Genomic DNA, 22,804 nt, shown 5'->3' with positions numbered 1-22,804 from the left:
CATTTTACGGATTTTGGAGGAATGTATCATGGTGACAACAGTGCAGCGCACTTTCCTAAGGGAAGCGCCTGAAGCATTAAACATCGTCAAAAAAGTCAACCATGCTGTTTTAATAAGTTATTCCAGAAAAATTGAGAGCATAGATGCTCTTTCCTTTTTCATAAATGGGGAAGAACAATTTGCCGGGAAACGGTTCTTCTGGTCTGATCCCGACGGCGGACTGACGCTTGTCGGATTGGGAAAGGAAATTTCGGTTTCCACAGACCTGAAGGATGCCGGACGTTATCAGGCTGTACATGAAAAATGGGAGCGCTTAAAAGAGAAAACCTTTCACTTCCACGAAGATCAATGCACGAGTCAGGCAGCGGTGGGGCCATTGCTGTTTGGCGGTTTTTCATTTGATCCGCTGGAAGATCGCAAGCAGCATTGGAACGGCTACCAGGAAGGCGCTTTTTTTATTCCTACCGCTATGCTGACACAGGACGGAGAGGAAACGTTCATTACGGTCAATAGATGGAAGGCTCCTGAAGAGGATGTGCGCAAAGTACTTGAAGAAATAAAGGGCGCTGCTTCACAGCTGATCAAGGCGGACGCTTCCCGTTATCCCGAAAACGGTCATGCGCGATTTACCGCCAAGGAGGAGCTTGATGTTCCTGAATGGCTTGAAGCGGTCCGGCGGGCGACTGACGACATTAAAAACGGGAAGTACGATAAAGTTGTGCTCGCCAGAGAGATCCTTTTAACGTTCGACCAGCCAGTCGAACTTCACAGAGTATTATTCAATCTGATGTCTGAACAAAAAACGAGCTATATATTCGCTATTGAAGAAAACGGCAAAAGTTTTGTCGGCGCGTCACCTGAACGACTGGTCAAAAAAGACGGAGACAACGTGCTGTCGACCTGCCTTGCCGGTTCAATCAAGAGAGGCGAAAGTGAGCAGGAGGACCGGATGCTCGGTCTTGAGCTGTTAAACGATGAAAAAAACCTTATCGAACACGACATTGTCGTCAATATGATTCATCAGGCGCTATTGTCAAATTGCAGCAATATCAAAAAGCCGGCCAAGCCGGGACTATACAAAACAAAAAATGTGCAGCATTTGTATACGCCGATTGTCGGCAAAATGAATGCGGAGTCCTCGCTTTTTGATTTAATCGAGAAGCTTCATCCAACTCCTGCACTTGGAGGAGCGCCTCAGCAAAAAGCGATTGAGGTCATCAGAGTGTTGGAGCCGATGTCAAGGGGCTGGTATGCGGCACCGGCGGGCTGGATCGACATGTCCGGCAATGGGGAATTTGCGGTGGCGATCAGGTCAGGACTTATCGATTCAAAAGAGGCCAGAATTTTTGCCGGCTGCGGGGTTGTGGCTGATTCCGATCCTCATATGGAATACGAAGAAACGCAAATTAAGATGAAGCCGATGCTGTCTGCACTTGGAGGCGATATCCGTTGACTGAAAATCCAATTACAAAATATATAGGGAATTTTATTGATGAGCTTTCTCTTGCAGGCGTGACAGAAGCGGTTATCTGCCCGGGATCAAGATCGACGCCCCTTGCGATTTTGGCCGCGAGTCATCCGGACATCAATGTTCATATTCATGTGGATGAAAGATCCGCTGCGTTTTTTGCAATGGGCATGGCAAAAGCTATGCGGAAGCCTGTCGCATTGATCTGTACATCCGGAACAGCTGCGGCGAATTTCTACCCGGCTGTGATCGAAGCTCATTATTCAAGAATACCGCTTATCATCTTAACGGCTGATCGGCCGCATGAACTGAGAGAAGTAGGAGCACCTCAGGCGATTGATCAGCAATTCTTATTCGGAAACTTTGTTAAGTTTTTCACAGACTCGGCTTTGCCTGACAGTCATCCCGAAATGCTGGCGTACATCCGTTCTTTGGCAGCACGCGCAGCCGGAGAAGCCAAAAAAGCGCCGCGCGGACCCGTGCATATCAACTTTCCGCTGAGAGAGCCGCTCATGCCGAACCTTGAGGATGACCCGTTTCAAAGGTTGAGAAACGGCAGTCATGTGGCGGTTGAAAGCGGCCGCTTTCGTGCTGACCGGCATCAGCTTGAAGCGCTGAGCGCTCTGATCAAAGAGACGGAAAAAGGCATGATCGTCTGCGGAGAGCTGCAAGATGATAACGCCAAAGCACATATTGTATCTCTCTCTCAGGCAGCGGGATATCCGATTTTGGCTGACCCGCTTTCAAACTTGAGAAACGGCAGCCATTCAAAAGAAACCATCATCGATGGATACGATTCATTATTGAAAGAAGAACAGCTGAAACGGGAGCTCATGCCTGAGCTAGTCATCCGCTTCGGCGCGATGCCGGTTTCAAAGCCGCTTTTTCAGCTGCTAAAGCAAAATCCGAGCATCAGGCAAATCGTTGTTGACCCAGATGGAGGGTGGCGCGATCCGACTCAGCTCAGTGCACATATGCTGCATTGCGCGGAAGAAGAGATTGCGGCTGCTGTGGCTTCCGCTGTCCATTCAGAAAAAAGATCAGACAGCTGGCTGGAGAAATGGCGGTTTGCCAACAGCCGCTTCCGAGCTCTTTTAAGAAATCTTGAAGCTGAGGATCTTACCTTTGAAGGAAATATCTACCGGAACCTGCAGCATTTGATTCCGGAAAACAGTTCCCTGTTTGTCGGTAACAGCATGCCGATCCGCGATGCGGATACATTTTTTGAAAATCAGGAGCGATCATTTCGGATTTTCGCCAATAGAGGGGCAAACGGGATTGACGGCGTTGTCTCGACTGCGCTGGGCATATATGCCGCAACGAAAGAACCGGTAACTCTTGTCATTGGCGATCTGTCTTTTTATCACGATTTAAACGGCCTTCTTGTCAGCAAAACGCTCGACATTCCGCTGACTGTCGTTCTCGTCAACAATGACGGCGGCGGCATTTTCTCATTTCTTCCCCAATCTGCTGAAGAAAGGTACTTCGAGCTCTTGTTCGGAACGCCGACGGGGCTCGAATTCGAGCATGCCGCCAAGCTGTATGGGGGACGCTATGTATGCCCTGAGTCATCCGCTCATTTTGCCGATGCGTATTTGTCCTCCGTCAACCGCCGCGGCTTGGATATCATTGAGGTGAAAACGAAGCGCGATGATCGTGTAGAGCAGCATCGCCGAATGCTTGATTCCGCAATGTATGAAATAAGAAAAGAGTGGCCGTTTTGAAATTAACACTGAAAGACGGCGTTTCCTATAAAATAGAAGACAATGGCCTGTCTGCGGAAAAAACGGCGGTGTTTTTGCATGGCTTTACAGGAAGTGCGGCAACATGGGACGGGATAGACGGCTATTTTCAGGGGCTGCGTCTGATCAAGCTGAACCTGCTCGGACACGGCGGAACAGACTCGCCGGCAGACAGCAGCCGCTACACAACAGAGAAGCAGGCAGCCGATCTGATCGAGATTTTTGATCAGTTAAATGTGAAACAGGCTTACCTCATCGGTTATTCAATGGGCGGCCGGCTTGCCTTATCAGTGGCGATGATTCATCCGGAGCGTGTGTCCGGTCTTGTGCTGGAAAGCAGTTCTCCAGGGCTTGATTCGCCGGAAGAAAGAAAAATGCGCAGGGAGCAGGACAGCCGGCTCAGCAGACGGATACTTGAAGAAGGAATCGAGTCTTTCGTAGATTATTGGGAAGGCATTCCGCTGTTTGCATCTCAGCTGTCAATGGACCCTTCGAAAAGAAAAAAAGTGCGTGAAGAACGTCTGAACAACAATCCGGTCGGGCTTCGAGGCAGCTTAATCGGAATGGGAACCGGATCCCAGCCGTCCTGGTGGAACAGATTGAGCGGAATCGATGATCCGGTGCTTCTCATTGCGGGGAGCCTGGATCGGAAATTTATCGCGATCAATGAAAGCATGGCAAAGCGAATTCCAACCGCCCGCCTCGAGATTGTTGAACATACCGGTCATGCGGTTCATGTGGAAGAGCCCGATTTTTTTGGTAAAATAGTAAGTGAATTTATTTTAAAATAGGAGGTACACATCTATGACTGTAGAATGGAAAAGCGAACGTCAATACGAAGATGTATTATATGAAACATATAACGGCATCGCCAAAATCACGATCAATCGCCCTGAGGTACATAACGCATTTCGTCCAAAAACGGTTTCGGAACTGATCGATGCGTTTGCATATGCGCGGGATGATGCCAATATCGGTGTCATTATCCTTGCAGGGGCCGGCGATAAAGCGTTTTGTTCAGGAGGAGACCAGAAGGTAAGAGGACACGGCGGCTATGTTGGCGAAGACGAGATTCCACGTCTGAACGTTCTTGATCTTCAGCGGCTGATCCGCGTCATTCCGAAGCCTGTTGTTGCGATGGTGTCAGGCTATGCGATCGGCGGCGGCCATGTGCTCCACATCGTATGCGATTTGACGATTGCTGCAGACAACGCAATTTTCGGACAAACAGGGCCGAAAGTCGGCAGCTTTGATGCAGGCTACGGATCAGGCTATCTGGCGCGTATCGTCGGTCATAAAAAAGCGCGTGAAATCTGGTATCTGTGCCGTCAATACAACGCTCAGGAAGCTAAGGAAATGGGCCTTGTCAATACGGTTGTACCGCTTGAAAAGCTTGAAGAAGAAACGATTCAATGGTGTGAAGAAATGCTTGAGAAAAGCCCGACAGCACTCAGATTTCTTAAAGCGGCCTTTAATGCCGACACGGACGGGCTTGCAGGCATCCAGCAGTTTGCCGGAGATGCGACACTGCTTTATTACACAACAGATGAAGCGAAAGAAGGCCGCGATGCGTTTAAAGAAAAACGCCGTCCAGATTTCGGACAGTTCCCGCGTTTTCCTTAAAAGACGGAAGAGAGAAACAGCTTAGTGCGACTGAGCTGTTTCTTTTATCATTCAAGATATTTTTTGGAGATGATGATATGCTGATGGACCATCCGAATTGGCTTAAACAGCGAGCAGAGCTGACTCCTGACAGGATGGCTGTGATTCAGGGGGATCACAAGCTGACTTTTAATCAATTGTTTCATGAAGCAAAAAAAACGGCCGGGCAGCTGAAGAGCTTTGGTCTGAGGAAAGGGGATACAGCGGCTGTACTTCTCACCAACCGGCTGGAGATGGTTATCGCTGTCCATGCCTGTTTTATTCTCGGAGTTCGCATCGTTTTGCTGAATACGAAGCTGTCAATGGCCGAACGAACATATCAAATTGAACACTCGGAAGCAAAGCTATTGCTTACAGAACAGCCTTTCCTGGAAGAGCATAGAGAGGGCAAGCCGGCCCGCGCTGTTGACATTGAAGACGTTCAAAACGCCGCCGGCCCTTCGGTTACGGAAATCGAGAGCATTCATTTGGACGATGCGGCCACAATTATGTATACGTCCGGAACGACAGGACGGCCGAAAGGGGTTATGCAGACATTTGCCAACCATTATTTCAGCGCGGTTTCATCCGCTTTGAATTTAGGGCTCCAAGAACACGATCGTTGGCTGATCGCCTTGCCGCTTTTCCACATCAGCGGCTTATCGGCTCTTTTTAAATCGGTCATTTACGGAATGACAGTTGTTTTACATCAAAGGTTTGACGCGGAAGAAGTTCTCCGTTCGATCAAAGACAATCAAGTAACGATTGCATCGGTCGTTCAGACGATGCTGTCAAGGCTTGCGGCAAAAGTCGACAGCTGCCCCGAATCATTAAGGTGCCTGTTACTGGGCGGAGGGCCTGCTCCGCTTTCTCTCCTTGAGGAATGCAAAAGAAAGAGGCTGCCTGTCGTACAGTCATACGGAATGACTGAAACGTGCTCACAGATTGCCACCCTCGCCCCAGAATACTCGATTGAAAAGCTCGGTTCAGCCGGCAAGCCGCTGTTTGCATCAAGCATTAAAATCGAAAAGAACGGCACGGAATGCCAACCCGGAGAACATGGAGAAATAACCGTAAAAGGGCCGACCGTTATGAAGGGCTACTTAAAAAATGAGGTGGCAGACAAAGCCTCATTCAATGATGGCTGGTTTAAAACCGGTGATATCGGGTATCTTGACGTTGACGGATTTTTATACGTGCTGGACAGGCGTTCAGACTTAATCATATCAGGGGGAGAAAACATCTATCCGGCTGAAGTCGAGGCCGTTCTTCTGTCACATCCCAAAGTTGCGGAAGCGGGGGTAAAAGGGGTCGATGACAAAACTTGGGGAAAGGTTCCCCACGCCTATCTTGTCGCCGCCAGCCCTGTTGATGAAGAGGAGCTGAGCGACTTTTGCAAAGAACGGCTTGCTTCCTATAAAGTGCCTAAAGCCTTTCATTTTGTCGGCAAGCTGCCGAGAAATGCTTCGAATAAACTGATGAGACATCAATTGTAGAAGGAGAGCGCCATGATTCAAATCAAACAGCTGACATTGTACCATCTCAGCATGCGGCTGAAAAAGCCTTTTAAATCAAGCTTGGAAACCTTTCAGGATCGCAAGTTTATCATCATAGAAGCTGCTGACCGGGAAGGGGTGACAGGCTGGGGGGAAGTATCCGCTTTTTCATCTCCGTGGTACACAGAAGAAACAACGGAGACATGTTACCACATGCTAAAAGATTTTTTGATTCCGGCTGTGCTGCGCGAATCATTCACACACCCTTCAGAAGTGCCCGAGACGCTTCGCGGATTCAAAGGCAACAGAATGGCAAAGGCCGGCCTTGAAGCCGCCTTTTGGGACATTTACGCCAGGAAAAAAGGGATCTCTTTAAGAGAGGCGCTGGGCGGAGTAAAAACAGAAGTTCCTGCCGGGGTCGTCGTCGGTCTTGCTCCATTGGATGATATGCTTGAGGAAATTGAACAATATGTAAAAGAAGGTTATCAAAGAATAAAAATCAAAATTCAGCCGGGGCAGGATATAGAGCTTTTAAAGGAAATACGCCGGCATTTTCCGAAGGTGCCGCTGATGGCGGATGCCAACTCTTCTTATGAATTAAAAGACATCAGCCGGATTAAAGAGCTTGACGCATTTAAATTAATGATGATCGAACAGCCTTTGGCGGATGATGATATCGTAGACCACCGCCATCTGCAAAAACATATCAAAACATCAATTTGTCTTGACGAAAGCATCCGTTCTGCTGATGATGCGCGAAAGGCAATCGAGCTCGGCAGCTGCAAAATTATCAATATTAAGCCGTCCCGAGTCGGCGGTTTGACAGAAGCTCTGAAAATCCATGACATCTGCAAAGAACATCAAATGCCTGTCTGGTGCGGCGGCATGTTTGAAACCGGTATTTCAAGAGCACACAATCTTGCGCTGAGTTCTCTTCCGCAGTTTTTGATTCCCGGGGATCTTTCTTCATCCTCAAGGTATTGGGAAGAGGATATCGTAAAACCGGAAATCCGCATCGAAGGCGGCTATATTCTGGTTCCAAGCCAACCGGGAATGGGCTTTGAAGTGGATACTCATGTTTTAAGAAAGAATTCATCTAAAATAGATGTTTTCAAACAGTAAAGGCTGTTTTAAACGCTGATTTCCAGATTTTCAAGCTTTGTTAAATGGACGGCCTCTCATGTATAGTAAAGCTGTACATTATTCCCTTCTCGTTTGGACCGGCTTTCAAGCCGGTTTTTTTAAAAATATGAAAAGAGCTGCCTTTATGACAGCCCTTTCCTTTAATCGCCCAAAAGCAAATCTTCGTGTACGATCTGTCCGATCAGCCGGTCCGCTTGATCCGGCAGCCCGTCCAGACATCCGTATTCATAAACCCATAAGTTCATGAAGGAGCAGGCGGCTTTTTGAAATGCGGTTTCGTCCGCCCCGTGGATTTCCTGATAAAAAGCCTGTAGCAGCGACTCTTTATTCATGACTGTCCCTCCTTCATTCATCCGCTTTAATGATGTTCAGGTTTAAATGTTTTACAATCCGTTTCTTTGCTATTAGAAGCTTTTTCACCTTCAGCATGGCTGACGACATAAATGGCGTCGGCTGTACACTTGTTTCCCTGGCCCCAATAGGTGCAGTTGCTGACTTCACACAGTATTTTTTGTTCCATATCATTTTGGCCCCCTTTAAAAGTTGTACACATTTAGCTTAACCTTATTCATGCTGTTTGATGTACCTCTTGTCCTTCATGAACAATTTCCAGAAATAATAAAAGCCGGGGAATAAAATAATAAAACCGACGATATAGGAGATGAACAGCGCCCTGAATGTCTCCGGCGCGGTGAAGCCTGATTGAATCGTGACATCAGGATAGACCATGTAAGGAAGGTGCGCTCTCCCGTACACATAGCTCGCCGTAAAATACTGCAGCGTAATGGCGATGACGGCGAGGCGAGGCTTTCCCTGCCGGTCGCTGTTATGTCTGTTTGGCAGAAACAAAGCCGCAAATGCGACGAGAAACAGCAAAAACGATAAAATCAGCCACGGAAGCCCGTCCATCATTTTTGTATAAAGCCAGCGGGCTTCCGTCCTCATGGTCATCATGATGCTGAATGACATAAGCAAAGCGAGCGGGCCGGTGATTAAAGCGTTTCGGCGGTAGACCTGATACGCGTCTTTTTCTCCGGCTACATTTGAAAAATCAGCCAGCAGCAATGAAGACAGAAACAGCGTGCTGAAAATGGCAAAGCCCATAAAAGAATAGGCATGAGGGCTTAAAAACAAATTAATAAAATCCAATTGGTGGTTTCCGTCTACCTGATATACGAAGTTGCCGTGTGTCACGGGCAAGACAAGGATTAAAACAGCCGGAATGATAAAGCCGCTGATCCCTGAAACGTAAGTCAACGCCCTTTCATAATCTTTTGCAGCGTGCGAAAAGACCAAAAATCCGCTTCGAATCGCCAAAAGCAATAAAATAATGCTGCCAGGAAGCAAAAGCACCGTTCCCAGCACAAAAGTGCCGCCCGGGAAAAAGCTGAAAAGGGCCACGACGATTCCGACGATGAAAACATTGGTCACTTCCCAGGTCGGGGAAAGGTAGCGGTTTGCAATATTGGTTGCTTTCAGCTGTTTTTTATTCATATAGATCATCGACCAAAATCCCGCTCCAAAATCCATTGACGCCATCACAGCGTAGATAAATATAAATCCCCAGACGATCGAAATAGCCAGCAGGGCATCTGTTGTTCCATCCAGTTGCATCATATGACTTCCCTTCTGTTTTTTTGTGCATTCAGCTGCTTTTTAAATCTTCTTCGACAGGGTGGCGTTTAAAGTAATATTGCAATACGAACACCACCGCTGCTCCTAAAATGATGTAGACGATAAAGAACAAAAGAAACAATATGCCGATCGAGCCGGAGGATGTCACTACTTCGGACGTTTTCTGCATATGGTAAATGACCCAAGGCTGCCTTCCGGTGCAAGCGAACACCCAGCCCAATTCGATTGCAAGCAAAGCGAGCGGGCCGCCGGTTATAAACACGGCCAGCATCCAGCGGGGAAAGCGGTCTTTTTTCATGACTTTTCTCCAAATAAAACCGACAGCGGCATAAACAATCAAAAGGCTGCCGATAAAAACCATGCCGTTGAACAAAGTATGAATGAACAGAGGAGGCCACTCATCCCTTGGAAAGTCATTCAGTCCTTTTACAACGGTGTCAAAGCGGTTGTCGGCCAAAAAGCTTAAAGCCCAAGGAATCTCAATCGCCCATTTGACCGATTGCGTCTTTTCATCAGTAAATCCGCCGATCGCAAGTGGAGCGTGGGACTGAGTTTCAAAAAGCCCTTCTGCGCCCGCCAGTTTTTCAGGCTGGTAGCGGTGAAGAAGCTGTGCGGATTCGTGACCGCTCAGAGCCGTGACCAGAGAAAACGCTCCTCCGACAATCAGCCCGAGCAGCAGCGCTTTTCTATGAAGGGCGTAGACTTTTTCATCACCGCGGTTTCGGAGCATTTTGTAAGCGGCTATCGTCGCAATAATAAACGCGCCCGTCATAAAAGCGGAGACGACAACGTGTCCTGCTGTAGCCACAAAGCTTTTGTTGAAGAACGCCGTCCACGGCTGAACATCTGTAATTTCGCCGTTCACGATTTTGAAGCCTTCAGGCGTTCCCTGGAAAGCGTGCACATTTGTAATTAAGATGGCTGATGCGGCTGCTCCGATAACGATAAAAATGACAGCTGTAATTCTCATAAGAGGAGTCAGCCGATCGGCTGCGTAAACATAAATGGACATAAATAAAGCCTCAATAAAAAAAGCGTAGATTTCAATTTGAAATGGGAGGGACATGACTTTCCCGATCACTTCCATGAATCCCGGCCAAAGCAAGGCGAGCTGCGTTCCGGCAATGGTTCCGGTCGGTATGGCGACCCCGAGCAACACGGCCTGTGCCTTCGTCCATCTTTTTGCCATAATGGCGTAGTGGGGATCTTTCGTTCTTTGATAGATCAGCTCGGCCAGCAAAATCATTAAAGGAATTCCGACACCGAGCGAGGCGAAAATAATATGGAACCCCATCGTTGTTCCGAAAAGGCTTCTTGCAAAAATCAAGTCATTCATCCGGAAAACCACCTTTCATTTACACCATTTTGCTTTTTATTGTTTACCGCCTTTTTTAGATTATTCTTCCTGTGAGCGGTTAAAATGGATAAGGTGATCAAAACATGGCAAATGAACATTCATTTTTGACACAAACATATGAAAGGTATATAATAAAACGTAATTATTACGTTTTGTTAGGAGGAATGGCATATGAAACCAAATATTCATCCGAAAACTTATCAAGTGATCTTTCAGGATGTAAACAGCGGGTACCGTTTTTTAAGCCGCTCAACTAAAACTTCCGATGAGACGGCCGAGTGGGAAGACGGCAAGACGTATCCCGTTATAAAAGTTGAAGTAAGCTCAGACACCCATCCGTTTTATACCGGAAGACAGAAATTCAACGAAAGAGGCGGAAGGGTCGAACAGTTCAAGAAAAGATTTAATATGGATTAAATGAAAAAGACCGGATGTTTCCGGTCTTTTTTCGTCCATATAAAAAAAACAAGCGCATGAGGTCTCATGCGCTTGATCTTTGTTATTTGTTTGATAAAGCTTTTTTCAAGACGGTCAGGTTTTCTTTCATGATGGTAGTATAATCTTTGCCGCTTTCAATGTCTTCTTTTGTTACAGATTCAAGGTTTTTCATCGTCAGACTTTCGGCTCCGATTTCTTTTTTGATGATCTCGGAGATTTTGCTGCTGACATTGCTTTCAAAAATGACGTATTTAATATTATGTTCTTTCGCTGTTTTAACAATGTTTTCAAGCTGCTTTTGTGAAGGTTCCTCAGTAGGCGAAAGGCCGAGAACGCTTATTTGTTTAATGCCGTAGCGTTTTTCCCAGTAGCCGTAGGCGGCATGTGAGACGAGAATTTCTTTTTTATCAGCTTTGTCAACGGTTTGTTTAAAGTCTTTGTCAAGCTGCTCCAAATCTTTTTTTAGAGACTCATAGTTTTTCGTAAACGTTTTTTCGTGTTCCGGATCTAATTTTACGAGTTGGTCTTTAATGTTTTCGGCCATTTTTTCAGCAAGGACAGGATCAAGCCATACGTGCGGGTCATGATCTCCATGGTCGTGATGATGATCATGGCCTTCGGCTTCTCCGTGTTCATGTTCTTCTTCGTGAGCATGCTCATCGTGGTCACCATGTTCTTCTTCATGTGCATGGTCATCGTGTTCGCCTTCTTCTTCACGTGACAGAAGGTCAATGCCCTCTCCGGCTTTGACGATTTTGACGTTGCTGTTTTTTAATGTGTTTACAGCTTTGTCTGCGAATCCTTCTACACCGACTCCAGAGTATATAAAGGCATCCGAGTCGGAAATTTCCGCCATCGTTTTTGAGCTTGGCTCGTAAGTGTGCGCTTCAACGTTTGGCGGGTAAACACTTTTGACGTTCACATATTCTCCGCCGACCTTTTTGGCGAAGTCTTCAAGCGGATAAATGGTTGTATAGATATCCAGCGTGTCTTTATTTTCTTTTTGTTCACTGGAAGTGCCGTTGCTTGAACAACCGGCTGCTAATCCGGCAGCAAGAATGAATGCAGATGCTAATCCGAATGTTTTTTTCATGGTATTTCTCCTCTCAATGTAAAACTGTAATGGTTCCGATTTAATGGTCCTGTATCATTGTATCGTAATAATTACGATTTGAAAAGAGGAAATGATAGTTAAATATACTCAGGCAGTGAATCATGGAAGGCCGACCAGTCTGAATTCATTTCTTTATCTGTAAGAAGGGTCTGATCCAGGGAGCGGATCACGTCTTCCTGATTCATGTCAATGCCGATAAAAACGATTTCCGTTTTCCGGTCTCCGTATGTTTCATCCCAGTCCGTTTTTAAATGGGGATCCTCTTCAAACGCGAGCTTTTGTTCTTCCTCGGGAGACGCTGCAATCCAGGGGCCTGCGCTTTGGATCATCAGAGAAGAGCCTGCCTGGGACAGAAGGCCTGCTGTGTCATTTCGAGAAGCAAGCCAGAAGAAGCCTTTTGCTCTGATAATATGAGGCGGCCAGTTTTCAAGCCAGCGCTTCAGTCTTTCAGGATGGAAAGGCCTTTGTTTTTGATAGACGAAGGAAGAAATTCCGAATTCCTCTGTTTCAGGTGTGTGCTCTTCATTCAGTTCTTTGATCCACCCCGCTGATTGACTCGATTTTTCAAAATCGAACGATTTCGTATTCATGATGGCCGAAATCGGTACTTTTGCGAATGTCGAGGAAATGATTCTGCAGTCCGGATTCAGTTTTGTCAGAGACCAGAAAAGCTTTTCTTGCTCTTCTTTATTGAGTAAATCAGTTTTATTCAAAATGAGGACATCGGCAAATTCGATTTGCTCAATTAAAAGATCGGCCACTTCACGGCTGTCTGTTTCATCTGCCGCCTGTTTCCGTTCCAAAAGACTTTCCCCCGAAGCGAAGTCCTCAAAAAAACGGCTGCCGTCGACGACGGTGACCATTGTATCAAGCCTGCAATATTTGCTTAAATCAATATCCAGCTCCTCATCTTTGTAAGTAAAGGTTTGGGCAACGGGAATCGGCTCGCTGATACCGGAAGATTCGATGAGAATATAATCGATTCCGCCGTTCTCCGCCAGCTTTTGGACTTCGATGAGCAGATCGTCTCTCAGCGTACAGCAAATGCAGCCGTTCTGCATTTCGACAAGCTTTTCATCCGTGCGGATAAGATCCCCTTTTTTCACGAGGGAGCCGTCGATATTGATTTCACTCATGTCATTGACGATCACGGCGATTTTCATGCCGTGCGCTTCATGCAGGACATGCTGCAGCAGCGTCGTTTTCCCGGACCCGAGATAGCCGCTTAAAACAGTGACAGGAATCAGGTTTTGCGTCATGTTTTCACTTCCTTTAAAACGTAATTATTTCGATTTGCACATGGAAATCTTACTTGACTTATGAAAAAAATACAAGAAATATGTTATATTTAGATATAAAAAGCGTTTAGAAAGGAAATGAGCCATGAAACTTTTGGAGAACATTCTACAGTTCAATCAACAGTTTGTTGAGCGGCAGGACTATCAAAAATACCAAACAAGCAAGTTTCCCGATAAGAGAATGGTGATTCTGTCTTGCATGGACACAAGGCTTGTCGAGCTGCTTCCTCATGCCATGAATATGCGGAACGGGGACGTGAAGATCGTTAAGAGCGCGGGTGCACTCGTGGCTCATCCTTTCGGGAGTATTATGCGGAGCATTCTCGTTGCGGTATACGAACTGAACGCTGATGAAGTATGCGTGATCGGCCACCATGACTGCGGAATGAGCAAGCTGAGCTGCGACAGCTTTTTGGATAAAGTCGTTAAGCGAGGCATTCCAAAAGAACGGATTGAGACGCTTGAGTACTCCGGCGTCGATTTTGAACAATGGCTGAAAAGCTTTGATTCTGTAGAGGACAGCGTCAGGGATAGTGTAAGCGTGATTCGAAACCATCCGCTGATGCCGGAGGAAGTACCTGTTCACGGACTTGTCATCAATCCGGAAACAGGCAGACTGGATCTTATTGTCAACGGATATCCGGAAGAACGTTAATCCTTTTGCTTTTTTTCCGGAACGGGATCTATCCCGCCGGGATGGAACGGATGGCATTTCAGAATCCGCTTAATGGTGAGCCATCCGCCTTTAAATGCGCCGTGCTTTTCGATCGCTTCACGGCCGTAATTGGAGCATGTCGGATAAAAACGGCATGTCGGCGGAAGAGCCGGTGATATCCATTTTTGATAAAAGCGGATGAGCAGCAGGAATAAGGTTTTCATGTTTTTCGCACCTTTTTTGTTTTGATCTTATTATAATATAAGCAAAAAACTCATAAAAAGGAAAAGCATTGACCTGAAAACTTATCGGTAAAGTATGATATAATACAAAAAGACCGATTAGAGGGGAGAGAGGAAACATGCCTTCAGTTGAAAGTTTTGAACTTGACCATAATGCAGTAAAAGCGCCTTACGTTAGACACTGCGGCGTCCATAAAGTGGGATCGGACGGCGTCGTCAACAAGTTTGATATCCGTTTTTGCCAGCCGAATAAGCAGGCGATGAAACCTGATACAATTCATACTTTGGAGCATCTTCTTGCATTTACGATCCGCACGTATGCGGAAAAATATGACCACTTTGATATTATCGACATTTCGCCGATGGGCTGCCAAACAGGCTATTACCTGGTGGTGAGCGGTGAACCGAAAGTGGAAGAAATCGTTGATTTGCTTGAGGATACGTTCAAAGAAGCCGTTGAAGTGACTGAAATTCCGGCGGCTAACGAAAAACAGTGCGGCCAGGCAAAGCTTCACGATCTAGAGGGCGCAAAGCGCATGATGCGTTTTTGGCTTTCGCAAAATAAAGAAGATCTGCTCAAAGTGTTTGGATAAAACGTTTGAAAAAAAACCGGCTCAGAAAAGAGCCGGTTTTCATTTTTTGTTCACAAAGAAAATAATGCCATATATCCCTGAACTTTGCTACACTTTATATTGTAATACATATCATAGAAAAAGGGTGATAGGATGCGTTTGGGAAAATGGTTTATTCTTTTATGTTTAGCAGTCGGTCTTTCAGCCTGCAGCCAGGGGGACAAGCAGGCGGCATCGGATGAGGAGCCCAAAGTGCTGACGGCAAAACTGGCGGCTCCAGAAGCGGCGGCCAAAAATGAAAAGGCTGTCATAAAAGCGACCGTGCGCTATGGGGACGAGCCTGTTGCAGATGCCGATGATGTGGAGTTTGAATGCTGGAAGGCCGGGAGCAAGGAAGATAGCGAGCTAATCAAAGCGAAGAATGAAGGAAAAGGCGTATACAGCATTGAAAAAGCGTTTCCTGAAGATGGCCATTACAAAGTTCAAGTCCATGTCACGGCGAAAAAACAGCATACAATGCCGGTTGCAGACATTAAGGTAGGGAAAGCAACGGATGTGACTGAAGAAGATGAAAAAGAAGAAGCCCACCATCACTGATGAGGCTGTTCTTCTTCCCGCGACGGAAGGGGATCGACTTCATGCTTGTAGTCATAAGCTTTTGATGTTGTGACAAGCGATACGGCCAGAACGGCGCCTGTAATCAGAATTCCTACAATAATCCAAAAGAGGATCATCACTTACCTCCGAATAGCTTTTTCCAACAGTTTACCATATCAGGAAAAGAAAATCATGATAAAGAGTAAAAGAAATGTTTCCTGCACAAGCTAAACGGGTAAATCAAAAGTAAACGAAAAGGAGGACGACCTTATGTCTGAAAAATTGAAAGCAACCGTCAACAAACAAGTCGCAAACTGGACCGTTCTATATGTAAAGCTACATAATTATCATTGGTATGTGAAAGGGAAAGATTTCTTTACGCTGCATGAAAAATTTGAGGAACTTTACACAGAAGCTGCAGAGCATATCGATGATTTGGCTGAACGCCTTTTGGCTATACAGGGCTCCCCGGTCGGAACGATGAAGGAATGCCTGGAAATGTCCGCGATTAAAGAAGCGGACGGAAGCGAGTCTGCTGAACAAATGGTGCAAAATATTTATAATGACTTTTTAACGGTGGCTGAGGAGCTGAAAAGCGGAATGGAGCTTGCCGATGAAGTCAATGATGAAACGACGGGAGACATGCTGCTCGCGATTCATCAATCGATCGAAAAACACAACTGGATGCTGAAAGCCTACTTAGGGTAAGAATAGCTCGGGCAATGCCTGAGCTTTTTTTATTTTCGTTCTTTTTAAAGCCTTTTTTAGAAATTGTCAAACAATTCATCCAAGCCTTTCAAAGTCTTTTTTCATAGGATAAGCTATGAAAAGTCTTTTTTGAAAGGATGTTGAAGCATATGTTTAAGGACTTAAGCATCTTTTCGCTCTTTACAATCGGTTTATCAGCCATCGGATTTTTGTTTGGCCGAATCGAATATTTATTTATGATCTTAATAACGCTCATGGGAATTGAATTTGTCAGCAAAAGCTTGAACGAATGTGTGGAAGATCGCTTTACAATGAAGAGGCTGTTTACAAGGCTGGCGAAAAAATTGGTGACGCTCTTTCTTATATCCGTTGCCCACCTTTTTGATCAGATGCTGCAAACAGGCAGTTCGATCCGCGATTTTTCTATTATGTTTTATATTTTATATGAAGCGTTTCAAATCATAAGCACGGCTCATTCGTTAGGAATCCCCGTGCCGCAGATGTTATTGGATATTTTAAATACCATAAAGGAAAAACTCCGGGGAAAGCCGTAACATTTTAACATAACTGGTCATACTAACACGAAAAAGGATGATTGGCTTTGGAAAAAAGGACATACTATGTTTCGGTGCAAGATGGAATGATTTCACAGAGCTCAGACGCTTCCCCGTGGGAATTTCAAATTTCAGCGACAGATGATGACATCATTATATTAAGGGAATATTTTGATCAGCTGTATTCAGAAGACTGGATAAACTTTTTCAGAGCTCACGTGCCGGCAGTCGAATACCATTATGACAGTGCAAATGACAAAATGGACGAACTGCGCAAAGACATTTACTCGATGCTTTACCGTCTGGGCAATGAAGAAACCAAGTCGTTTATCAGTGAAAACGGCCTTGCCGAACTCAATTCAGCAGATTAAACGAAGCACCATCAAGCACGGAGTTACCCAGCCTTGCCGCCTTCTCACTCAGAAATGGACACTGAAGTTCCCGAGGGAACGATAAAATTACTGAGCTGAACTGGACAAAAACTCTACCGAAAGAACCAATATATGATATGATGAGTGGAAGAAGCAAGGAAACGGATAAGAGGGATTAGGATGTACGAATTTAAAGATTTTTACCGTAATACGGTTCAGCTTTCTTTTGAAAAGGAACCTTTTTCAAAAGAACCAAAGCATGTATGGGTGATCTGCCGTTACGAAGATCAATGGCTGTTGACAAATCATAAAGACAGGGGCCGTGAATTCCCAGGCGGCAAAGTCGAACGAAGCGAAAATGCTGAGGAAGCGGCTTTGCGGGAAGTAAAGGAAGAAACAGGCGCTGTCGTAAGAAAGCTGACCTATCTCGGACAATATAAAGTTCTTGGCAGAGAGAAAGTGATCGTCAAAAATATTTATTTTGCCGATATCGAAAAGATCGAAAAACAGCAGACATACTATGAGACAAATGGCCCTGTTTTGCTGAAGAGCCTCCCGAAAGATATCGCTAAAAACAGAAATTACAGTTTTATAATGAAAGATTCCGTCCTGACGATCAGTCTTGAAAAGCTGAAAAAGGCCGGCATCATCAAATAAAAAGCCCTGCATTTGCAGGGTTTTTTCATGTTATACTCTGCCTTTCATCCACTTTCTTTCCAACAGCTCGACACCCTGATACATCAATGTTGCAAAGACGGCGATGATCAGGAGGCTCAGCATGACGAGGTTGAAATTAAAGACTTGAAAGCCGTAGATGATCATATAGCCGAGGCCTTGAGCCGACACTAAAAATTCTCCTACGATGACGCCGACCCAGCTTAAGCCGACATTGACCTTCAGTGTAGATATGATTGTCGGAATGGAAGCGGGCAGAATGACTTCTTTGAAAATCTCGCGTTTCGTTGCACCGAATGTTTTCATGACTTTTAAATAATTTTCATCGATTTCTTGAAAGGACGTGTAGACGACGATTGTCGTAATGATAACGCTGATGATGGCGCCCATTGCAATAATACTCGTCAAGCTGGGGCCGATCGCCACGATGAGAATGGGGCCTAGCGCCACTTTCGGCATCGCATTTAAGACGACAAGATACGGATCCAATATTTTGGAGAGCCTCGGGAACCACCATAGGAGGGCGGCCAGAAAAGTTCCAAGCAATGTTCCGGCCAGAAAGCCGAGGATGGTTTCAAATACGGTGACACCGATATGCCCCGGCAATGATCCGTCTCCCATCTTTTCGAGGAAAAGCGCCCAGACGGCTGAAGGAGAGCTGAAGATCAGCGGATCGATCCACGCCAGACGGCTTGCGGTTTCCCACAGTGAAAAGAAAACGATGAAAATCACGATTTGATAAAAGCGGACCCGCCTTTTTTCGGCTTGCTGCTCCTTTAAAAAATCCTCATGAAGGAAGTCAATTTTTGATTTCAGATGTTTGTTATTCAAGGTCATTGAGCTCCTTCCATATGTTCTGAAAGAGGGGCTGAAATTCCGGTTCCTGTCTCGCTTCAAACGGTGTCAGCTTCCTGATCGCTTCAGGAACGGCAAATGTTTTATGGATGGTGCCCGGCTGCTTTGAAAATAGCAATATCCGATCGCTCATCGCGATCGCTTCACCGATATCATGAGTCACGAGCACCGCTGTTTTTTGATACGTCTTTAACGTGTTGAACACCAAATCTTCGAGGTTTAGTTTTGTCTGATAGTCAAGGGCTGAAAAAGGTTCATCAAGCAGGAGGATATCGGGGTCGACAGCGAGTGTGCGGGCAAGCGCCGCCCTTTGTCTCATACCGCCTGAGAGCTCTTTTGGATACTTTTTTTCAACCTCGTAAAGCCCGAATTTTTTCAGCAGGCCGAGAGCGGTCTCCTTTGTTTCCGGTCCGAATTTTTTGGAAATATGCAAACCGATTAAGACGTTTTCCTCAATGGTTTTCCAGGGAAATAAATAATCCTGCTGGAGCATATAACCGATGTGCCGATCCTCTTCGTCAGGCGTGCGCCCTTCCACCAAGATGCGTCCTTCCGTGGGGGAAACGATGCCGGCGATGATCGATAAAAGTGTTGTTTTGCCGCATCCGCTTGGGCCGAGAAACGAAACAAATTCGCCCTTTTCGACTTCAATGCTGACGTTTTCCAGCGCTGCTGTTTTTTCCTTTAATGAAAAGTAAGTATGTGTGACATCCTGAACTTGCAAAAAAGACACTGCGGCCACCTCCTAGTGATTTTTTGTGACCTTTTCGGCGATCTTTGTATTGACCAGCTCTTGATGAGGGGTGCGCTTCGGCAGCTCGCCGGCTTCATCCATGATGGTTTGAAGCTGGTTCCATTCTTTTTCAGCCAAAACAGGCTCAAGGGCAAAAGACCGTTGTTGTTTATACCGTTCGATTGAAGATTCAATGATTGAAAGCTCGGTATCTTTAAAATAATCTTGAATGCTTTCGGCAGCTTCTTTTGCAGAGTGCGTCTCTACCCACTGCTGCGCTTTGTAAACCGCGCGGGTGAACTTTTCGACCGCTTCTTCGTTTTTTGTTAAGTAGCTTTGTTTAGCCATGAATGTCGTATATGGAATTCGGCCCGATTCTTTTCCGAAGGAGGCGACAATGCGGCCGATGCCTTCTCTTTCAAAAATGGAGGCCTGGGGTTCAAATAATTGAACATAATCGCCTGTACCAGATGCAAAGCTGTTTGCGATATTCGCGAAATCAATCGTTTGGATCAGGTCCACATCCTTTTTGGGATCAATGCCTTTCTGTTTCAGGACAAATTCGCCCGCCATCTGCGGCATTCCGCCTTTGCGCTGGCCAAGGAACGTTTTGTTTTTCAAATCATCCCAGCTGAAATGCCCCGCATCGTTCCTGGCGACGAGGAATGTTCCGTCCGTCTGGGTAAGCTGTGCAAAATTAATCACCGGATCGCTTGCGCCCTGGGCATTCACGTATATTGACGTTTCCGAGCCGACAAGCGCAATATCGGCACCGTTTGACAGAAGGGCAGTCATCGTTTTATCTCCACCCCATGTCGTTTTCAGTTCAACATCAAGGCCTTCTTCTTTAAACAAACCTTCAGACAAGGCGATATATAAAGGCGTATAGAAAACGGAACGGGTCACTTCCGCGAGACGGATCTTTTCGGGCTTTTGACCGCCGCATGAAGCGAGGATAAACAGCATCATAATGAAGGATAATATGGTAAAAAAGAAACGCTTCAAACCGATTTCCCTCCTTTGATTTCGGTTATTTTCGGCATAAAATAGTTTATGTTATATACTAAACAGGTGTGAGGGGCAGCTGCGGATTAAAAAAGAGGTGACGTGACGAATGTGGTTAGAAAAAAGAAGGTTTCCATCGCCGAACAAAAAGGTGCGTCTGTTTTCCGTCACATACCTTTCACAAGGACTCAAGGTTAAGGGGCTCTTGGCGGAACCGGCCGCTCCCGGACATTATGACGGATTTTTGTATTTGCGCGGCGGAATTAAAAACGTCGGGATGGTCAGACCGGGCCGAATCGTCCAGTTCGCTTCACAGGGCTTTGTCGTTCTTGCTCCGTTTTACAGAGGCAATCAAGGAGGAGAAGGCGATGAAGACTTTGCGGGTGATGACCGGGAAGATGCTTTTGCCGCTTTTCGTCTTCTGCAGAAGCATGACCTGGTAAAAGATGGACGCGTACACATTTTTGGCTTTTCCCGCGGCGGGATCATGGGTATCTTAACGGCAATCGAAATGAAAGAAGCTGCAGCTTCGTTTGTGTCTTGGGGCGGTGTCAGCGATATGGTTATGACCTATCGCGAACGCAAAGATTTGCGGCGGATGATGAAGCGGGTCATCGGCGGGACGCCTGAAAAGGTTCCTGAAGCGTACGAATGGAGGACGCCTTTTGACGAGCTGGAGAAGATCGAAGCGCCCGTGCTTTTGATCCACGGAGCAAACGATGAAAATGTCTCCATCGAGCATGCGCGGCGTCTAGAACGCGAACTTCTGCAAAGAAACAAGTCTGTGGATACGTGGTATTTCAGTCGATATACCCACTATTTTCCTCCGCGGGAAAATAGGCGGATTGTAAGAGAATTGTCTCAATGGATGAAAAGCCGGCCTTGGACAAGTTATGGTAAACTAAAAGAAAAGAGAAAAGGAGGGGGACTTTAGGTGGGAATGCCAGTTGAATTTAATACAATGATTGTGACAAAAGGAAAAGAAACACGGGTTGAGGAAAATGTGTTTACACTTGAAAAAGAAGGTTATCGGGTTTACCCTCTTCATGTGCCGCTTGAAGTCAGAAAGACTAAGCGGGGCGACATTACCGGCACCGCGCAGGCGGAGCGCCTTGAATGGTCAGACGGACGGACTCATTTAACATACAGGCTCGTATCATTAAATTCGACGAATTAAAAAAAGCCAAGGCGCGGATAGCGTCCTTGGCTTTTCTGTATTATGCAGGCACATCTTCCTCTTTTCCGATTCCTTTTTTGGAAGTCAGCCTGTGAATCAGCATGGTGAGAGCGCCGTCTCCTGTCACGTTCGTTGCTGTACCCAAGCTGTCCTGAGCAAGGTAAAGTGCGATCATCAATGATACGCTGGTTTCATTAAAGCCGAGCATCGACTGCAGCAGTCCGGCCGCGGCCATAACGGCACCCCCCGGGGCACCGGGCGCTGCGACCATTGTGACGCCAAGCATTAAAATGAACGGCATCATGATCGAAAAAGTCGGTGTTTGACCGTTTAGAATCATTACGCCCATTGCACAGCTCGTCAGTGTAATCGTGCTACCTGACAAATGAATATTGGCCAGGAGCGGAACGGCGAAGTCAGCCACTTTTTGGCTTGCTCCCGTTTTTCTGACTTGTCTCAACGTGACGGGAATCGTTGCCGCTGACGATTGTGTGCCGAGCGCAGTGAAGTATGCCGGCGCCACGATTTTCAACAGTGACAGCGGATTTCTGCCGTTTGCAGCGCCCGCAACGGAGTACTGAATCAAAAGTATGACGAGGTGAAGCACGATAATCATCACGAAAACTTTAGCAAATACGGATAAGATTGTCTGCACCTGACCGCCGAACGTCATATTGGTGAAAATACCGAAAATATGAACAGGCAGTAACGGAATAATAATATATGATATCAGCTTTTCAACGATCGTTTGAAATTCATCGAAAGCGTTTTTTAATGTTTTTCCGGGCAGATAAGCGATTCCGATTCCCATGATGAAAGCAAAAATCAGTGCGCTCATCACGCTCATAAACGGCGTCATTTCAATGGTGAAAAATCCTGCTTGCAAAACTTCTTCCGGATTTTTAAATTCCTGCAGCTGATGGCCGGAAATGATCGCGGGGAGAAGATTTGATCCGACAAGGTACGCCAGGAGGCCGGCAAAAATGGTTGACGTGTAGGCGATACCTGCTGTAATGCCAAGGATTTTTCCGGCGCCGCGGCCGATTTGTCCGATGCCGGGAATAATAAAAGCGATAATAATAAAAGGAATGACGAATTTAATGAAGTTTCCAAAAATATCATTGAAAGTAGCGGCTGTTTTGACAAACCAAAGCGGAGCAAAGCTTCCGACGATAACACCAAGAACAATTGCCGTCATAATTCTCGGCAGTAATCCAAATTTCATAGATGTGTCCTCCTGATATATACAAATGTTTTTATCATATTATCATATGAAAGATTTCTTTTGTTAAAAATAAAAAAAGTCTGTATTTTCAAATAATAACAGC

At 46.0% G+C, this 22,804-nt stretch carries 28 protein-coding genes; 16 read left to right on the top strand and 12 right to left on the bottom strand.

The window, feature by feature from the left end:
* Positions 1-28: 28 nt before the first annotated feature.
* From M1D67_RS16805 to menC, 6 genes are all read left to right on the top strand, one after another.
* The gene (locus M1D67_RS16805) at positions 29-1,453 is read left to right on the top strand and encodes an isochorismate synthase (RefSeq protein WP_023855811.1); all 1,425 of its coding nucleotides are present in this window, start codon (positions 29-31) and stop codon (positions 1,451-1,453) included.
* Positions 1,450-3,192: a 2-succinyl-5-enolpyruvyl-6-hydroxy-3-cyclohexene-1-carboxylic-acid synthase gene (gene menD / locus M1D67_RS16800; protein WP_023855812.1), complete on the top strand. Its 1,743-nt coding sequence runs from the start codon at positions 1,450-1,452 to the stop codon at positions 3,190-3,192. Before M1D67_RS16805 ends, menD begins: the two co-directional genes overlap by 4 nt.
* On the top strand, positions 3,180-4,001 hold the full coding sequence (gene menH / locus M1D67_RS16795) for a 2-succinyl-6-hydroxy-2,4-cyclohexadiene-1-carboxylate synthase (protein WP_025810960.1): 822 nt from the start codon (positions 3,180-3,182) through the stop codon (positions 3,999-4,001). Before menD ends, menH begins: the two co-directional genes overlap by 13 nt.
* 13 nt (positions 4,002-4,014) lie before the next feature.
* Positions 4,015-4,833 (top strand): 1,4-dihydroxy-2-naphthoyl-CoA synthase, encoded by an 819-nt coding sequence (gene menB, locus M1D67_RS16790; protein WP_020452693.1) that lies wholly within the window; start codon positions 4,015-4,017, stop codon positions 4,831-4,833.
* Between the two features lie 77 nt (positions 4,834-4,910).
* Entirely contained in the window at positions 4,911-6,347 is a 1,437-nt protein-coding gene (locus tag M1D67_RS16785; protein WP_479831399.1) for an o-succinylbenzoate--CoA ligase, read from the top strand.
* A gap of 12 nt (positions 6,348-6,359) precedes the next feature.
* On the top strand, positions 6,360-7,469 hold the full coding sequence (gene menC, locus M1D67_RS16780) for an o-succinylbenzoate synthase (protein ID WP_479831398.1): 1,110 nt from the start codon (positions 6,360-6,362) through the stop codon (positions 7,467-7,469).
* Between the two features lie 161 nt (positions 7,470-7,630).
* Here menC and M1D67_RS16775 read toward each other — a convergent pair whose 3' ends face one another.
* From M1D67_RS16775 to M1D67_RS16760, 4 genes are read right to left on the bottom strand one after another with little or no spacing between them, the layout of a single operon-like run.
* The gene (locus M1D67_RS16775; RefSeq protein WP_479831397.1) at positions 7,631-7,822 is read right to left on the bottom strand and encodes a hypothetical protein; all 192 of its coding nucleotides are present in this window, start codon (positions 7,820-7,822) and stop codon (positions 7,631-7,633) included.
* 26 nt (positions 7,823-7,848) lie between these two features.
* Positions 7,849-8,010: a DUF1540 domain-containing protein gene (locus M1D67_RS16770; RefSeq protein ID WP_075212789.1), complete on the bottom strand. Its 162-nt coding sequence runs from the start codon at positions 8,008-8,010 to the stop codon at positions 7,849-7,851.
* A gap of 44 nt (positions 8,011-8,054) precedes the next feature.
* Positions 8,055-9,098, bottom strand: a complete 1,044-nt coding sequence (locus M1D67_RS16765) for a cytochrome d ubiquinol oxidase subunit II (RefSeq protein WP_025810962.1) — start codon at positions 9,096-9,098, stop codon at positions 8,055-8,057.
* Between the two features lie 37 nt (positions 9,099-9,135).
* A complete protein-coding gene (locus tag M1D67_RS16760; RefSeq protein ID WP_023855818.1) occupies positions 9,136-10,461 on the bottom strand; it encodes a cytochrome ubiquinol oxidase subunit I in 1,326 nt (441 codons plus the stop codon).
* 192 nt (positions 10,462-10,653) lie between these two features.
* Here M1D67_RS16760 and M1D67_RS16755 point away from each other — a divergent pair, with 192 nt between their 5' ends.
* Positions 10,654-10,899 carry a type B 50S ribosomal protein L31 gene (locus tag M1D67_RS16755; RefSeq protein WP_003184624.1) on the top strand — a complete coding sequence of 82 codons (246 nt, stop codon included), beginning with the start codon at positions 10,654-10,656 and terminating at the stop codon, positions 10,897-10,899.
* Positions 10,900-10,981: 82 nt separating this feature from the next.
* On the opposite strand, the gene M1D67_RS16750 is transcribed toward M1D67_RS16755, so the two are convergent.
* Together M1D67_RS16750 and M1D67_RS16745 are read right to left on the bottom strand one after the other, a co-directional pair.
* On the bottom strand, positions 10,982-12,013 hold the full coding sequence (locus M1D67_RS16750) for a metal ABC transporter substrate-binding protein (protein WP_065643695.1): 1,032 nt from the start codon (positions 12,011-12,013) through the stop codon (positions 10,982-10,984).
* A gap of 98 nt (positions 12,014-12,111) precedes the next feature.
* Positions 12,112-13,293: a GTP-binding protein gene (locus M1D67_RS16745; RefSeq protein WP_075212787.1), complete on the bottom strand. Its 1,182-nt coding sequence runs from the start codon at positions 13,291-13,293 to the stop codon at positions 12,112-12,114.
* 124 nt (positions 13,294-13,417) lie between these two features.
* Here M1D67_RS16745 and M1D67_RS16740 point away from each other — a divergent pair, with 124 nt between their 5' ends.
* A complete protein-coding gene (locus tag M1D67_RS16740) occupies positions 13,418-13,987 on the top strand; it encodes a beta-class carbonic anhydrase (RefSeq protein WP_020452684.1) in 570 nt (189 codons plus the stop codon).
* On the opposite strand, the gene yidD is transcribed toward M1D67_RS16740, so the two are convergent.
* Entirely contained in the window at positions 13,984-14,211 is a 228-nt protein-coding gene (gene yidD / locus M1D67_RS16735; RefSeq protein ID WP_075751863.1) for a membrane protein insertion efficiency factor YidD, read from the bottom strand. The genes M1D67_RS16740 and yidD overlap by 4 nt on opposite strands.
* Before the next feature lie 137 nt (positions 14,212-14,348).
* Here yidD and M1D67_RS16730 point away from each other — a divergent pair, with 137 nt between their 5' ends.
* Together M1D67_RS16730 and M1D67_RS16725 are read left to right on the top strand one after the other, a co-directional pair.
* Positions 14,349-14,822, top strand: coding sequence for an S-ribosylhomocysteine lyase (locus M1D67_RS16730; RefSeq protein WP_020452682.1), 474 nt, complete (start codon positions 14,349-14,351; stop codon positions 14,820-14,822).
* A gap of 132 nt (positions 14,823-14,954) precedes the next feature.
* Positions 14,955-15,398: a FixH family protein gene (locus M1D67_RS16725; protein WP_020452681.1), complete on the top strand. Its 444-nt coding sequence runs from the start codon at positions 14,955-14,957 to the stop codon at positions 15,396-15,398.
* Here the strand turns inward: M1D67_RS16725 and ytzI are convergent.
* Entirely contained in the window at positions 15,392-15,535 is a 144-nt protein-coding gene (gene ytzI, locus M1D67_RS16720; protein ID WP_020452680.1) for a YtzI protein, read from the bottom strand. The genes M1D67_RS16725 and ytzI overlap by 7 nt on opposite strands.
* Before the next feature lie 133 nt (positions 15,536-15,668).
* On the opposite strand from ytzI, the gene M1D67_RS16715 reads away from it, so the two are divergent.
* The 4 genes from M1D67_RS16715 to ytkD all read left to right on the top strand — a co-directional run bounded on the left by M1D67_RS16715 (position 15,669) and on the right by ytkD (position 17,688).
* Positions 15,669-16,106: a Dps family protein gene (locus M1D67_RS16715; protein ID WP_003184609.1), complete on the top strand. Its 438-nt coding sequence runs from the start codon at positions 15,669-15,671 to the stop codon at positions 16,104-16,106.
* Positions 16,107-16,255: 149 nt separating this feature from the next.
* Complete coding sequence (locus tag M1D67_RS16710) at positions 16,256-16,660, top strand: phage holin family protein (protein WP_020452679.1); 405 nt, start codon at positions 16,256-16,258, stop codon at positions 16,658-16,660.
* 47 nt (positions 16,661-16,707) lie between these two features.
* Positions 16,708-17,031, top strand: coding sequence for a hypothetical protein (locus M1D67_RS16705; RefSeq protein WP_020452678.1), 324 nt, complete (start codon positions 16,708-16,710; stop codon positions 17,029-17,031).
* Positions 17,032-17,211: 180 nt separating this feature from the next.
* On the top strand, positions 17,212-17,688 hold the full coding sequence (ytkD, locus tag M1D67_RS16700) for an RNA deprotection pyrophosphohydrolase (protein WP_026579030.1): 477 nt from the start codon (positions 17,212-17,214) through the stop codon (positions 17,686-17,688).
* Positions 17,689-17,718: 30 nt separating this feature from the next.
* Here ytkD and M1D67_RS16695 read toward each other — a convergent pair whose 3' ends face one another.
* From M1D67_RS16695 to M1D67_RS16685, 3 genes are read right to left on the bottom strand one after another with little or no spacing between them, the layout of a single operon-like run.
* Positions 17,719-18,543, bottom strand: a complete 825-nt coding sequence (locus M1D67_RS16695; protein ID WP_031304951.1) for an ABC transporter permease — start codon at positions 18,541-18,543, stop codon at positions 17,719-17,721.
* A complete protein-coding gene (locus M1D67_RS16690; protein ID WP_020452675.1) occupies positions 18,530-19,294 on the bottom strand; it encodes an ABC transporter ATP-binding protein in 765 nt (254 codons plus the stop codon). The genes M1D67_RS16695 and M1D67_RS16690 overlap by 14 nt, the downstream gene beginning before the upstream one ends.
* Before the next feature lie 12 nt (positions 19,295-19,306).
* Positions 19,307-20,263, bottom strand: coding sequence for an ABC transporter substrate-binding protein (locus M1D67_RS16685; protein ID WP_229029934.1), 957 nt, complete (start codon positions 20,261-20,263; stop codon positions 19,307-19,309).
* A 145-nt stretch (positions 20,264-20,408) separates the two neighbouring features.
* Between M1D67_RS16685 and M1D67_RS16680 the strand changes: the two genes are divergently transcribed.
* Both M1D67_RS16680 and M1D67_RS16675 read left to right on the top strand, forming a co-directional pair.
* Positions 20,409-21,233, top strand: a complete 825-nt coding sequence (locus M1D67_RS16680; RefSeq protein ID WP_020452673.1) for an alpha/beta hydrolase family protein — start codon at positions 20,409-20,411, stop codon at positions 21,231-21,233.
* Positions 21,234-21,476, top strand: a complete 243-nt coding sequence (locus M1D67_RS16675; RefSeq protein WP_009329422.1) for a DUF2584 domain-containing protein — start codon at positions 21,234-21,236, stop codon at positions 21,474-21,476.
* Between the two features lie 40 nt (positions 21,477-21,516).
* On the opposite strand, the gene M1D67_RS16670 is transcribed toward M1D67_RS16675, so the two are convergent.
* Positions 21,517-22,701, bottom strand: coding sequence for a dicarboxylate/amino acid:cation symporter (locus M1D67_RS16670; RefSeq protein ID WP_020452671.1), 1,185 nt, complete (start codon positions 22,699-22,701; stop codon positions 21,517-21,519).
* Positions 22,702-22,804: the final 103 nt, after the last annotated feature.

Source organism: Bacillus sp. PK6-025 (assembly GCF_056530265.1).
This window is presented reverse-complemented; position numbering and strand designations above follow the sequence as displayed.